The sequence below is a fragment of the Citricoccus sp. genome, assembly GCF_032154715.1.
GTDB lineage: Bacteria > Actinomycetota > Actinomycetes > Actinomycetales > Micrococcaceae > Citricoccus.
In genome coordinates this window covers 18,115-30,142 of record NZ_JALDXU010000034.1, presented here as the reverse complement: position 1 = coordinate 30,142, position 12,028 = coordinate 18,115, and the positions used below count along the sequence as shown (strand labels likewise).

Genomic DNA, 12,028 nt, shown 5'->3' with positions numbered 1-12,028 from the left:
CCCCCCCCCCCCCCCCCCCCCCCCCCTCACCGAGCCGGGTACTGCGGGTGTTACTGGATGAACAGCTGGGAGGGATCCGGAGCCTCACCGATGAAGCCGTACTTCACGGCCAGCTCGGCCGTCTTGTTGAGCTGATCGGTGCGGATCTCGCCGCTGAGCTCCTCCATCTTGAGGTTCTGGGCGACCTCCTCCGGCAGGTCGATGAACTCCGGCAGCAGGGCGCGGGTGCCCTCCGGGTCCTCCTCCGAGGCGGCCAGGGCCTCGGTCATCGCGGCCGCAAAGTCCGCCACGATCTCCGGGTTCTCCTCGGCATAGGCCCCCGAGGTGAAGGTCACCATGGTGGGCATGCCGGGGATGGCGTCCTGGAAGGAGTAGCCGACGAGAGTGTTGGCCTCATCGGCGAGCACATTGGTCAGAAACGGCTCGGGCACCCAGATGGCGTCCACATTGCCCTGCTCCAGCTGGGCCGGCATGTCCGGGAACGGCATCTCGTTGAACTCCAGGGCCTCCGGGTCTGCTCCGGCTTCCTCGGCGTCGTTCATGATGGTCAGGTCCCCCAGGGTCCGCAGGGCGTTGACGGAGGTGACCTTGCCCGCGAGGTCCGCATAGCCCTCGATGCCGCTGTCAGCTCGCGTGACCACCCCGGCGATGTCATCACCTTCGGCCAGCGAGTTGGAATACCCGGCGGCGATGCGCATGTCCAGGCCTTGGTCCACAGCGGTCATCACGGACAGCGGGTTGCCCACGCCGAAGGTGATCTGCTGGTTGGAGACGGCGGGCAGCATGGCGGCGCCGGCATTCTGGGTGGAGAGCTCGACCTCGAAGCCGTGCTCCTCGAAGATGCCGTTCTCGATGCCGTACTGCACACCCACCGAGGGGGCAATCGGCAGCACACCGACTGTCACCGGTGTGAGCTCTCCGGAGGCGGCACCGCCCTCGGAAGCGCCGGCCGACGTCGAACCACCATCCTCACCGGTCGGCGAGCCCGAACCGCAGCCGGTGAGGGCCAGGCCCGCCACGGCGGCGGTGGCCATGAGGGATGCGAACTTCTTGTTCATGGATTTCTCCTGGGTTCGTGCCCGGCGGGGGTGCCGGGCTGCGAGAGCCTGAGCGCGGGTGCCTCAGGCGTAGAAGCGGGACAGGAACGTCGCGACGACCGCGGGGCGCTCCTGGCCTTCGATTTCGATGGTGCCGTCGGCCACCAGGTGCAGGCCGTTGCCTTTGACCTCGGAGACCTCCTTGACGGTGATCTGCATGCGGATGCGGGAGCCGACCGTCACCGGGGAGGTGAAGCGGACCTTGTCGAGGCCGTAGTTGACCTTGGTCTTGACGCCGGTGACGTCGAACAGCTCGGACCAGAACGGGATGATCAGGGACAGGGTGAGGAAGCCGTGGGCGATCGGGGCACCGAAGGGGCCGTCCTTGGCACGCTCGGGATCGGTGTGGATCCACTGGTGGTCATCGGTGGCATCGGCGAAGGTGTCGATCATCTGCTGGGTGACCTCGCGCCACTCAGTGACACCCAGGTCCGTCCCGGCGAGGTCCTTGACCTCGTCGAAGGGGACCACGGTCTTGGCGGTGGTGGTTTCGCTCATGGTGTATTTCTCCTTTTAACTGTGTTCTACATCACAATAGTTGGAAAGTGCAATGGTTTCGACCCATCGGTGATGAATTCGTGACCCCGGACGGCCCGTCCATCGCTGTGCGGGCAGAAACAACGCGTGCCTTCTGCCCGCAAAGTTCGTTCGGGTGTGGTGCGGTACCGCAGGTTGCTCAGACGAAGGCACCGACGCCGGTGACGGCGCGCCCGACGATCAGGGCATTGACCTCATGGGTGCCTTCGTAGGAGTAGACGGCCTCCGCATCCGCATGGAATCGGGCGACGTCGGTGTCCAGGGTGATGCCGTTGCCGCCGCAGACCTCGCGGGCCAGCGCCACGGTCTCCCGCAGCCGCAGGGCCGTGAACATCTTGGCCAGCGCCGAGTTCTCGTCCTTGTAGGTGCCGGCCGCCTGCTGCTCGGTCAGCTGCACCACCATGCCCAGCGAGGCCGTGAGGTTGGCGAGCATCGTCGCCAGCTTCTCCTGGATCAGCTGGAACCCGGCGATCGGCCGGCCGAACTGCTCCCGCGAGCGGACATAGCGCAGGGCGGCCTCGAAGGCGCCGGCTTGGGCACCGGTGGCCATCCAGGCGACATCCGAGCGCATGCTGCGCAGGCACCGGCTGACGTCCTTGAAGGAGTTGATCCCCTGGAGCCGGTCCGCCTCCGCCACCCGCACGTCCGTGTAGGTGATGTGCGCGTTCTGCATGATGCGCAGGCTGGCCTTGTTCCGGATCAGTTCCAGCGTCACGCCCACGGCCTCACGCGGAACGAGGAAGCACTTGACCTCACCGTCCGCCTCGTCCCGGGCGAAGGTCGCCAGCACGTCCGACTCGAAGGCCCCACCGATCCAGCGCTTGGCGCCGTTGATCAGCCAGGAGCCGTCCTGCTGGCGCCGTGCCGACGTGGCCAGCCCGCCGGCCACGTCCGAGCCGTGGTCCGGCTCGGTGAGTGCGAAGACCCCGGTCAGGGAGTAGTCCACGATCTTCGGGTCCAGCTGCGCCACCTGCTCCGCGGATCCGCCCAGGCGCACCGCGGTGCGGAACAGCCCGGCCTGCGCGTTGAAGTAGGTGCAGACGTTCAGGTCGGTCCGCGCGAGCTCGAAGTTCCGGAAGCCCGTGAGGATGTCCCGGACGGGCTCGCCGGCGGCCTTTAGCGCCGGCGGGTCCATCAGCTTCAGGTCCCGCAGGGGCTGGCGGATCTCATCCGGGAACGTCGCCGCATCCCAGTGCTCGTTCAGGTGCGGCTTGACCTGCTCCGCCAGGACGGTGACCAACTCTGACAGCACGGACCGCTCCGCCTCGGTGAGGCGCTCGGCGAAGCCGTACAGGTCAGAGGGGGTCACGGTCCCCGTCACGGGTTCACGCATCCCGGACCCCTGTGGTGGCCCCTGGGTTGGAGTCCAGCCCGAGCAGCCGAACGGCGTTGTCCTTGAGGATCAACGGCCGGACCTCGTCCTTCAGGGGCAGGTCCGCGAAGGCCCGCATCCACTTCTCCGCCGTGATGAGCGGGAAGTCGGTGCCGAACAGCACCTTGCGGGACAGGACGTTGTTGGACTGGCGCACGAGCGACTCCGGGAAGTACTTCGGCGACCACCCGGAAAGGTCGATGTACACGTTCGCCTTGTGGGTGGCGATCGAGTTGGCCTCGTCCTGCCACGGCACCGAGGGGTGGGCCATGATGATCGGCAGGTTCGGGTGGTCCGCCGCCACCTCGTCCAGCAGCAGCGGATTCGAGTACTTGAGCTTGATGCCGCGGCCTCCCGGCAGCCCGGCACCCATGCCGTTCTGCCCGGTGTGGAAGATGCACGGCAGCCCGATCTGCTCGAGCTCGGCCCACAGGGGGCGGAACGGCTCGTCCGAGGGATCGAAGCCCTGGACGGAGGGGTGGAACTTGAAGCCGCGCACCCCCAGCACGTCGGCCTGGCGGCGGGCCTCGACCAGCGCGGCCGGGCCCTTGCGGGGGTCCACGGAGCCGAACGGGATCAGCACGTCGTTGTTCCGGGCACAGCCGGCCACCAGGTCGTCGATGGAGTTCGGCGCGTGGTCCATCTGGGTGCTGGCGTCCACGGTGAAGACCACTGCGGCCATCTTCTGCTCGCGGTAGATCTCACCGATCCGGTCGATCGACGGGGTGCGCTCCTCAGCCTTGAAGTACTTCGAGGAGGCCTCCATGATGTCCTCCGGCATGGACACGTGGCCGTGGCCGTCCTTCTCCAGGTGCACGTGCATGTCAATGGCGGTCACCGCCTCGACGTCGACCCGGCACTCGTAGCGAGCGGCGGTCCCGGGGGTTCCAGCGCCGCCGGCGTTCTCGGCGTTGGTGCTCATACCGGCGCTCATTTCGCGGTCTCGGGTCGCAGCTCAGCGGGCAGCTCCGGCATCTTCTCACCCACGGTCTGCAGGTTGGCCTCGAGGAGCGCCTTGCCCTCGGCGAGCATGGTCGCGTAGTCCCAGCCGCCATCGTGGAACTCGGTGGCCACGGGCTCGGGGTGCGACCAGACCTGCAGACGGTCGCCGCCGACGCCGATGGCCTGGCCGGTGATGCCGGCGGCCTCCTCCGAGGTCAGGAAGGCGATGACGCCGGCGACGTCCTGGGCCGGACCGAAGCCGAGCTCCTTGCGGAAGAACTCCGGCATCGCCTCGCCGCGCTCGTCCGCCTCGACGGCCGCCTTGAAGAACGGGATGGTCTTGGTCATGGCGGTGGCGGCCACCGGGATGACGGCGTTGACACTGACGCCGGCCTTCTTCATCTCCATCGCCCAGGTGCGGACCATGCCCACGATCCCGGCCTTGGCAGCGGCGTAGTTGGTCTGGCCGAAGTTGCCGCGCTGGCCGGTCGGGGAGCCGATCGTCACGATGCGGCCGGCGACGCCGTTCTCCTTGAAGTAGGCATAGGCGGAGCGGACGCACGTGAAGGTGCCCTTGACGTGCACGTTGATGACCAGGTCAAAATCCTCGTCGGTCATCTTCAGCAGGGACTTGTCCCGCAGGATGCCCGCGTTGGTGACCAGGATGTCCAGGCCGCCAAAGGTGTCCACGGCGGTTTTGACCAGCAGGTCGGCAGTCTCGGAGGAACCGACGGGGGCCACCACAGCCGCAGCCTTGCCGCCGGCCTCGGTGATCGAGGCGACCGCGGAGTCGGCGATCTCCTGGTTCACGTCATTGATGATGACCGACGCACCCTGGCGAGCCAGCTCCTGCGCATAGGCGAGGCCGAGGCCTGCTCCGGATCCGGTGACGATGGCTACCTTGCCGTTCAGGGACATGGGTTCTCCTTGCATGGTGGGGATTCCAGATCGGTGGATCGGAACGATGCTCGACTACTGCGGTGCAAACGCCCGTTGGCGCTTCTGGAGTCCATGACAGCCCATACCGTTGAGAAAGTCAATGATGTACATTCACTAAGAACACTCCGGATCCGGCCGCCACCGGGATTGCGCCGCTACACTTGAACAAATCAACGATGTGACGAACGGTTGCGAGAAACTCATGTCTACTTCCACTGACAAGGCCCCCCACGGCTCTGCCGCCACGGTTCGCGCCGCCGCCGCATCCTCCGCCCCCACGGCATCGACGCCCGACGGCGCGAGTAGCGCTGGTGATACCGCCGTCGAAGTGACGGACGGGATCGAGCGCTTCCTGCACTCCGTGGTAGCCGAGCAGGTTCACTTCCTGACCTCGCGAGCCCGGGGCCGCGGGATCAGCCATGCCAACCAGCAGCTGGAGGGGCTGGACCTGAAGGTCCGCCAGTTCTCCGTACTGTCCCTCGCGGCGAGCGGGCAGAACCCGTCCCAGCGCGAGATGGGCGAGTTCCTGGCCCTGGACCCCAGTCAGATTGTCGCCCTCGTGGACAACCTGGAGCAGCGCGGCGCCGTCCTGCGGGAGACCGATCCGCGGGACCGGCGCTCCAAGATCATCGTCGCCACGGACGCCGGCCGCGACCTCCACGCCCAGGCCCTGCGGATCCTCGAGGACTCTGAGGACTACACGCTCTCCACCCTGTCCCCGCGCGAGCGCAAGCAGTTGCGCTCGCTCTTGCTCAAGATCGCCTTCTAGCACCGCACCCCGCCTCTCACGACGCCGGCCACGCACCCTGGGCTCACAGCCTGGGCGCGTGGCCGGCGTCGTTCTGGCGCGCCCTGACACGGATCGCTCAATAGGCGTGAACAACTCAATGGTTGACTTTCTCAATGGTAATGTGTTTCATATACGTATCGTGTTGCAGGTCACAGGCGTGTCGGGATGGTTCCGCCCGGCGCCCCGCCCACCCCACTTCCCCGTCCAGACTGGAGCACCCATGTCCACCGACACCACCACGGCCGCCGCGCCTGACCTGGCGTCGCTCGACCCGGCCACCAAACGCCGAGAGTCCCGCCGCGTCATCCTCTCGAGCTATCTCGGCTCGACGATCGAGTTCTACGACTTCCTGCTCTACGCCTCCGCCTCAGCGCTGGTGTTCCCCACGGTCTTCTTCACCGGCCTGGACCCATTGGCCGGCGCCATCGCCTCCTACGGCACCTTCGCCGCCGGTTACCTCGCCCGACCGCTCGGTGGGGCGATATTCGGCCACTTCGGGGACAAACTCGGCCGCAAGAAGATGCTCGTGCTGTCTATGCTCATCATGGGCGTGGCCTCCACCCTGATCGGCCTGGTCCCCGGCGCGGCGACGATCGGCGGCTGGGGCGCGGTCATGCTCGTCTTCCTGCGCGTCTGCCAGGGAATCGCCGACGGCGGTGAGTGGGGCGGCGCCGCCCTGATGGCCCTGGAGCACTCCGAGGGTGGCAAGCGCGGCTTCGCGGCCTCCTTCACCAACGCCGGCGCCCCCACCGGCGCCGCCCTGGGCACCTTCATCCTCGGCACGTTCTCCGCTGTGCTTCCCCAGGAGGAGTTCCTGTCCTGGGGTTGGCGCGTGCCGTTCCTGTTGTCCTTCGCCCTGCTGATCGTCGGCATGGTCGTCCGCGCCAAGATCAACGAGTCCCCCATCTTCAAGGCCGCCGCCGCCCAGGCCGAGGCCACCGGTGAGAAGCGGAAGCTCCCGATCTGGGAGGTCCTGCGCCGCCCCAAGGCCCTGCTGCTGACCATGTTCGCGGGCGCCAGCGGCTTCGGGCTGCAGGTGCTGCTGTCCACGTTCGCCGTCCAGTACTCCACGGACGCCGGCACCGAACGCTCCTCCGTGCTCTACGCCTTCGCGCTGGCCTCGATCTTCTCGATCTTCTTCGTGATCTGGTTCGGGCATCTCTCCGACCGCTTCGGCCGCCGCCCGGTCATGATCGCCGGACTGATCCTGTTCGTCGGATTCCTGTTCCCGTTCTTCGGAATGCTGGGCTCCACCAGCTGGCTCGTGCTGCTGTTGGCCTTCACGATCGCCCTGGGCCTGCACGGCATGATCTACGGCCCGCTGGCCGCCTTCATCGCCGAGCAGTTCGGCACCGGATCGCGCTACACCGGCGCCTCCCTGGGCTACCAGCTGGCCACCCTGCTCGGCGCCGGCTTCACGCCCACCATCCTGGCCACCCTGTACGCGGGCCCCGGAGGTGGCACCTCGATCGTCCCGGTGACCGTGTTCCTCGGCGCCATGGCCGTGGTCTCCATCATCGCCCTCGTGCTGACCCGCGAGTCCAAGGACCACGACCTCACCACCCACGAGCACTGACCGAACTTTCAGGGCAGAGATCAGTACTCATTTCTGCCCTCATAACGCGGGAGAGGCTCTCGGAAGGACAGCACGACGCCGGGGGGGGGTCGTGGTGTGGTTGGTCCCCAAGGAGGCCCCCGGCGCGTGACCGGAGCCGAACCGGGCGGGCAGGCCCCGGTCAGTCGGTCGGAGTTGACTCGCCACGGACGTTCCCGGACGCCGGGACATCGGGCGTGCCGACGCCGCGCACGGCCTTCTCCACGTCCGTCTCCTCCGGGGTCGAGAGGTAGCGCTCGAGGGAGTCATCCAGTTCCTGCAGCCACGTGGTGTGGTGTTCGGCGGCCAGGGAACCGGTCATCACGGAGCGGTATGGCTTGTCCCGGTAGGTCAAGATGTTCTTCTTCTTGTCGTCCTTCCAAGCCAGGAAGATCCGCACCACCTCCTCCAGGTCGAACATCGGGTAGTCGGTGGCCTCGATCAGGTCCCGGATGTACTCGGCCTGGAATCGCACGGCGTCGGCGTCACCTCCGACCTCCTGGAAACGCTGATGCCAGTCCTGCAGGTGCTCGGTGCGCTCCGCGGCGGTGGGCAGCTCGGCGCGGCCCATGATGAGGTCACGGACATACCAGGCCTGCGCGTCGAACATGTTGAAGGTGAACCACTGGTCCTGGGCACCCAGGTAGTAGACCTTCGAGTTCCCCTGCCACACCACGCCCCGGTACAGACCCGCCGGGTAGATATTGTTGCCGGACTGCAACGCGAGGTCCGAGGGAAGGAACGGGTACTTGTGCAGGTAGCCGGTGCACAGGATCACCGCGTCGAACTCGCGGCTCTCGCCGTTGCAGAAGTGCACGGTGTTCCCCTCGAAGCGCTCGAGGAGCGGCAGCTCCTCCATGCCCTCCGGCCAGTCGTAGCCCATGGGGCCGGACCGGTAGGACATGGTCACCGAGCGGGCACCCATCTTGAACGCCTGCACGCCGATGTCTTCGGCCGAGTAGGACGCACCGATCAGCAGCACGCGCTGGTCCGCCAGCCTCTCGGCACCGCGGAAATCATGGGCGTGGTGCAGGGTGCCGGGGAACGTCTCGATGCCCTGGAACTCGGGGACATGCGGGAAGGAGAAGTGCCCGGTGGCCACGATGACGCGGTCGAACTCGGAGGATACGGTCTGGTGGGTCTTCAGGTCCTCCACGGTGACGGTGAAGATGTCCCGGTCCTCATGGTGCTCGACCCAGCGGACGGCCGTGGAGAAGCGGACCTTGTCCTTGACGTTCGTTGTCCGGACCCGGCCGTCGATGTAGTCCCACAGGACCTCGCGCGGAGGGTAGGAGGAGATCGGGCGGCCGAAGTGCTCGTCGAAGGTGTACTCGGCGAACTCGAGGGCCTCCTTCGGGCCGTTCGACCACAGGTTGCGGTACATGGAGGAGTGCACGGGCTCGCCGTACTGGTCGATGCCTGAACGCCAGTCGTAGTTCCACTGACCGCCCCAGTCATCCTGCTTCTCGTAGGCGACGACCTCCGGGATCTCCTCCCCCGCCCGTTCGGCGGACTCGAAGGCCCGCAGTGCGGCGATGCCGCTCGGTCCAGCTCCAATGATCGCGATGCGCTGTCTAGCCACAGCTTCCCTTCCGGCCGGCGACGGCCTTGCTCATTCCTCGACGGGAGCCGGCGGAAGCACGTCGAACACGGGCGCCACGTCGGCGCGCCTCGGCCTCAACACCGGATCCTCACATCCACCCGGGCAGCGGCCGCACCGACGTTCCGCGCCGGCCTTCACTGACCCACCACCCAGGGTGCGGCGCCCAGGCTGGGCGCACTCAAGGTGCTTACTTTAGCAAACAGGAGTCGTGGATCTCGGGGAGCCACTAGATCGCTGGCCCCAGCCCGGTCACGACGGCCTCGAGACCACAGCACGACGCCGGAGTCGTCCAGCAGCAGCACGGCCTTGTCCGAGTAGATGCGGGACACGCAGCCCACCCCGGTCAGGGGGAAGGTGCACTCGGGCAGCAGCTTGACATCGCCCTTCTTGGTGAAGAGATCCATCATCACGTAGGTGTCCTTGGCGCCGATCGCCAGGTCCATGGCGCCGCCCACGGCGGGGATGGCGCCGGGCTTGCCGGTGGACCAGTTGGCCAGGTCGCCCCGGGCGGAGACCTGGTACGCGCCCAGCACGCAGACGTCCAGGTGGCCGCCGCGCATCATGGCGAAGGAGTCGGCGTGGTGGAAATAGCTCGCCCCCGGCAGCTCGGTCACGGGGATCTTGCCGGCATTGATCAGGTCACCGTCGACCTGGTCCCCGGTGGCCTGCGGGCCGAATCCGAGCATCCCGTTCTCGGTGTGCAGCGTGACCTTCTGCTCCGGGGAGAGGTAGTTGGACACGGTGGTCGGCTGGCCGATGCCCAGGTTCACGAAGGACCCCGGCTGGATGTCCTCGGCGATGACCTGGGCCAGTTCGTCCTGGGTCAACGGGGTCTCGGTGCTGCGGAACGCCTGTTCGCTCTGGTTGCTCATGGTCTCGCTCCTCACTTCTCGGCGGCCAGCTCGGCCGCGGTCTTGGTGGCCAGGCACGGCTTGGGCTGGCCGGCGGCGAGGGCTGCGCGCTCCTCGCGCTCCTTCACCCCGGACTCGGTCGGGATCCCGACGACGGTGTCCACGTAGATGCCCGGGGTCACCACGTGCTCCGGGTTCAGCGACTCCTCGAGGACCTCGTCCACCTGCACGATCGTGTGGGCGGCGGCGGTGGCCATCACCGGTCCGAAGTTGCGGGCGGTCTTGCGGTACACGAGGTTGCCGGCCGGGTCCGCCGCGTAGGCCTTGATCAGGGCGAAGTCGCCGCGGATCGGGGATTCCAGCACGTAGTGCTTGCCGTCGATCTCGCGGACCTCCTTGCCCTCGGCCAGCTGCGTGCCGTAGCCGGTGGGGCTGAAGAAGCCGCCGATGCCGGCACCGGCGGCCCGCATGCGCTCGGCCAGGTTGCCCTGCGGCACCAGCTCCAGCTCGATCTCACCGGCCCGGTAGGCCTCGTCGAAGTGCCAGGAGTCGGACTGGCGCGGGAACGAGCAGATGATCTTGGCGACCCGGCGTTCCTTGATCAGCAGGGCCAGGCCGGCATCGGCCTGACCGGCGTTGTTGTTCACCACGGTCAGTCCGGTGGCGCCGGAATCCATCAGGGCGTCGATCAGCTCCATCGGCTGGCCGGCATTGCCGAATCCACCGATCAGCACCGTGGCGCCGTCGGTGATCCGGGAGACGGCCTGGGCGGCCGAGTCCACGAACTCAAGCATCGTTCCTCCTTGTAGCGGGGATGAGAGGGGTTCTTCTGTCCGGTCTGGTCTGGGGTGACCGGGCCGGGCCGGGCTCACGGTGCCGGCGGGTGTGGTTTTCAGTCGACTTCGGGTCGGTGCTGGGCTCGCAGACCCACCCGAAGTCGATTGAAAACGCAGGGGGTCAGCGGGCGTTGACGTTCTCGAGGACCACGGCGAGGCCCTGGCCGACGCCGATGCACAGGGCGGCGACGCCCCAGCGGTCTCCGGAGGCCTCGAGGCGGCGGGCCAGGGTGCCGAGCACGCGGGCGCCGGAGGCTCCGAGCGGGTGACCGATGGCGATGGCCCCGCCCCACGTGTTCACGATGGAGGTGTCCACGCCCCAGGCGTCGGTGCAGGCCAGCGACTGGGCGGCGAAGGCCTCGTTGAGCTCCACCGCTGCGATGTCGCCCCACGTGATGCCGGCGCGCTCGATCGCCTGGTTGACCGCGTCCACCGGCGCGTAGCCGAAGTACTGCGGCTCGTTGGCGGCGGCGGCCCGTCCGGCGATGCGGGCCAGCGGCTGCAGGCCGAGGATGTCCGAGGCCTTCTCCGAGCCGAGCCAGGCCGCGGAGGCACCGTCATTCATCGGGGAGGCGTTGCCCGCGGTGACCATGCCGTTCTCCTTGCGGAACACGGTGCGCAGGCCGGACAGGGACTCGGCGGTGGACTCGGGCCGGATGGTCTCGTCCCGGGTCAGGTCCACGTCCGGGACCTGGACGGTCAGGTTGTCATACTTGCCCTCGTCCCAGGCCTTCGCGGCCAGCTGGTGGGAGTTGGCGGCGAACTCGTCCATGCGCTCACGGGTGATCCCGTACTTCTCCCGCAGCTGCTCGGTGGCCTCGCCCAGGGAGACGGTCCACTGGCTCGGCATGTTCTGGTTGATCAGGCGCCAGCCGAGGGTGGTGTTGGCCAGCTCAAGGTTGTGCATGGGGAAGGGGCGCTCGGTCTTGGGCAGCACCCAGGGAGCACGGGACATGGACTCGACGCCGCCGATGAGCATGACGTCGGCCTCGCCCACGTTGATCTGGCGGGAGGCGATGATCGCGGCGTCCAGCGAGGAGCCGCACAGCCGGTTCACGGTGGTGCCGGGGATCGAGGTGGGCAGCCCGGCCAGCAGGGTGGCCATGCGGGCGACGTTGCGGTTCTCCTCGCCGGCACCGTTGGCGTTGCCGAAGACGACCTCGTTGATCTGCTCGGCACCGGCGATGCCTGCGGCGGCCAGCTTCGGGGCACGCTTGACGGATTCGGACACCACGAGGGCGGCGAGGTCGTCCGGGCGGGTCTTGGCGAGGGCGCCGCCGACCTTGCCGAAGGGCGTGCGGACGGCGTCGTAGAGGTACGCGTCCTGAATGGCGTTCTGGGCGGTCATGTCCAGTCTCCTTGGGGGGGCTTGGTGAGTCAGTGGCCGAGTTGAGTGGCCGAGGTCAGTGGCCGCGGTGGGCCGGGATCGCTCCGTGGCTCGGGGCGTGCTGGTGGTCTGTGGAGGTC

General features: G+C 67.7%; 11 protein-coding genes. 2 read left to right on the top strand and 9 right to left on the bottom strand.

Annotation, left to right across the window (positions count from 1 at the left end):
- Positions 1–50: 50 nt before the first annotated feature.
- The 5 genes from RUH65_RS07800 to RUH65_RS07780 all read right to left on the bottom strand — a co-directional run bounded on the left by RUH65_RS07800 (position 51) and on the right by RUH65_RS07780 (position 4,866).
- Positions 51–1,058, bottom strand: coding sequence for an ABC transporter substrate-binding protein (locus RUH65_RS07800; protein WP_313816773.1), 1,008 nt, complete (start codon positions 1,056–1,058; stop codon positions 51–53).
- Positions 1,059–1,121: 63 nt separating this feature from the next.
- Positions 1,122–1,595 carry a MaoC family dehydratase gene (locus RUH65_RS07795; protein WP_313816772.1) on the bottom strand — a complete coding sequence of 158 codons (474 nt, stop codon included), beginning with the start codon at positions 1,593–1,595 and terminating at the stop codon, positions 1,122–1,124.
- Positions 1,596–1,773: 178 nt separating this feature from the next.
- Positions 1,774–2,967: an acyl-CoA dehydrogenase family protein gene (locus RUH65_RS07790; RefSeq protein WP_313816771.1), complete on the bottom strand. Its 1,194-nt coding sequence runs from the start codon at positions 2,965–2,967 to the stop codon at positions 1,774–1,776.
- A complete protein-coding gene (locus RUH65_RS07785; protein WP_313816770.1) occupies positions 2,960–3,928 on the bottom strand; it encodes an amidohydrolase family protein in 969 nt (322 codons plus the stop codon). The genes RUH65_RS07790 and RUH65_RS07785 overlap by 8 nt, the downstream gene beginning before the upstream one ends.
- An 8-nt stretch (positions 3,929–3,936) precedes the next feature.
- Entirely contained in the window at positions 3,937–4,866 is a 930-nt protein-coding gene (locus tag RUH65_RS07780; protein ID WP_313816769.1) for an SDR family NAD(P)-dependent oxidoreductase, read from the bottom strand.
- Between the two features lie 223 nt (positions 4,867–5,089).
- Between RUH65_RS07780 and RUH65_RS07775 the strand changes: the two genes are divergently transcribed.
- A complete protein-coding gene (locus RUH65_RS07775; protein ID WP_313816768.1) occupies positions 5,090–5,656 on the top strand; it encodes a MarR family transcriptional regulator in 567 nt (188 codons plus the stop codon).
- A 241-nt stretch (positions 5,657–5,897) separates the two neighbouring features.
- Entirely contained in the window at positions 5,898–7,253 is a 1,356-nt protein-coding gene (locus RUH65_RS07770; RefSeq protein ID WP_313816767.1) for an MFS transporter, read from the top strand.
- A gap of 160 nt (positions 7,254–7,413) precedes the next feature.
- Here RUH65_RS07770 and RUH65_RS07765 read toward each other — a convergent pair whose 3' ends face one another.
- The 4 genes from RUH65_RS07765 to RUH65_RS07750 form a co-directional block, all read right to left on the bottom strand.
- Positions 7,414–8,853 (bottom strand): NAD(P)/FAD-dependent oxidoreductase, encoded by a 1,440-nt coding sequence (locus RUH65_RS07765; RefSeq protein ID WP_313816766.1) that lies wholly within the window; start codon positions 8,851–8,853, stop codon positions 7,414–7,416.
- Positions 8,854–9,008: 155 nt separating this feature from the next.
- Entirely contained in the window at positions 9,009–9,746 is a 738-nt protein-coding gene (locus RUH65_RS07760; protein ID WP_313816765.1) for a CoA-transferase, read from the bottom strand.
- A gap of 11 nt (positions 9,747–9,757) precedes the next feature.
- Positions 9,758–10,519, bottom strand: coding sequence for a 3-oxoacid CoA-transferase subunit A (locus tag RUH65_RS07755; protein ID WP_313816764.1), 762 nt, complete (start codon positions 10,517–10,519; stop codon positions 9,758–9,760).
- A 163-nt stretch (positions 10,520–10,682) separates the two neighbouring features.
- The gene (locus RUH65_RS07750; protein WP_396179804.1) at positions 10,683–11,909 is read right to left on the bottom strand and encodes a thiolase family protein; all 1,227 of its coding nucleotides are present in this window, start codon (positions 11,907–11,909) and stop codon (positions 10,683–10,685) included.
- Between the last annotated feature and the right edge of the window lie 119 nt (positions 11,910–12,028).

What these genes read in the sequence shown, in the direction of transcription:
- RUH65_RS07780 (WP_313816769.1), bottom strand. Translation starts at nt 4,866, where the DNA reads ATGTCCCTGAACGGCAAGGTAGCCATCGTCACCGGATCCGGAGCAGGC.
- RUH65_RS07790 (WP_313816771.1), bottom strand. Translation starts at nt 2,967, where the DNA reads ATGCGTGAACCCGTGACGGGGACCGTGACCCCCTCTGACCTGTACGGC.
- RUH65_RS07795 (WP_313816772.1), bottom strand. Translation starts at nt 1,595, where the DNA reads ATGAGCGAAACCACCACCGCCAAGACCGTGGTCCCCTTCGACGAGGTC.
- RUH65_RS07760 (WP_313816765.1), bottom strand. Translation starts at nt 9,746, where the DNA reads ATGAGCAACCAGAGCGAACAGGCGTTCCGCAGCACCGAGACCCCGTTG.
- RUH65_RS07755 (WP_313816764.1), bottom strand. Translation starts at nt 10,519, where the DNA reads ATGCTTGAGTTCGTGGACTCGGCCGCCCAGGCCGTCTCCCGGATCACC.
- RUH65_RS07750 (WP_396179804.1), bottom strand. Translation starts at nt 11,909, where the DNA reads ATGACCGCCCAGAACGCCATTCAGGACGCGTACCTCTACGACGCCGTC.
- RUH65_RS07770 (WP_313816767.1), top strand. Translation starts at nt 5,898, where the DNA reads ATGTCCACCGACACCACCACGGCCGCCGCGCCTGACCTGGCGTCGCTC.
- RUH65_RS07785 (WP_313816770.1), bottom strand. Translation starts at nt 3,928, where the DNA reads ATGAGCACCAACGCCGAGAACGCCGGCGGCGCTGGAACCCCCGGGACC.
- RUH65_RS07800 (WP_313816773.1), bottom strand. Translation starts at nt 1,058, where the DNA reads ATGAACAAGAAGTTCGCATCCCTCATGGCCACCGCCGCCGTGGCGGGC.
- RUH65_RS07775 (WP_313816768.1), top strand. Translation starts at nt 5,090, where the DNA reads ATGTCTACTTCCACTGACAAGGCCCCCCACGGCTCTGCCGCCACGGTT.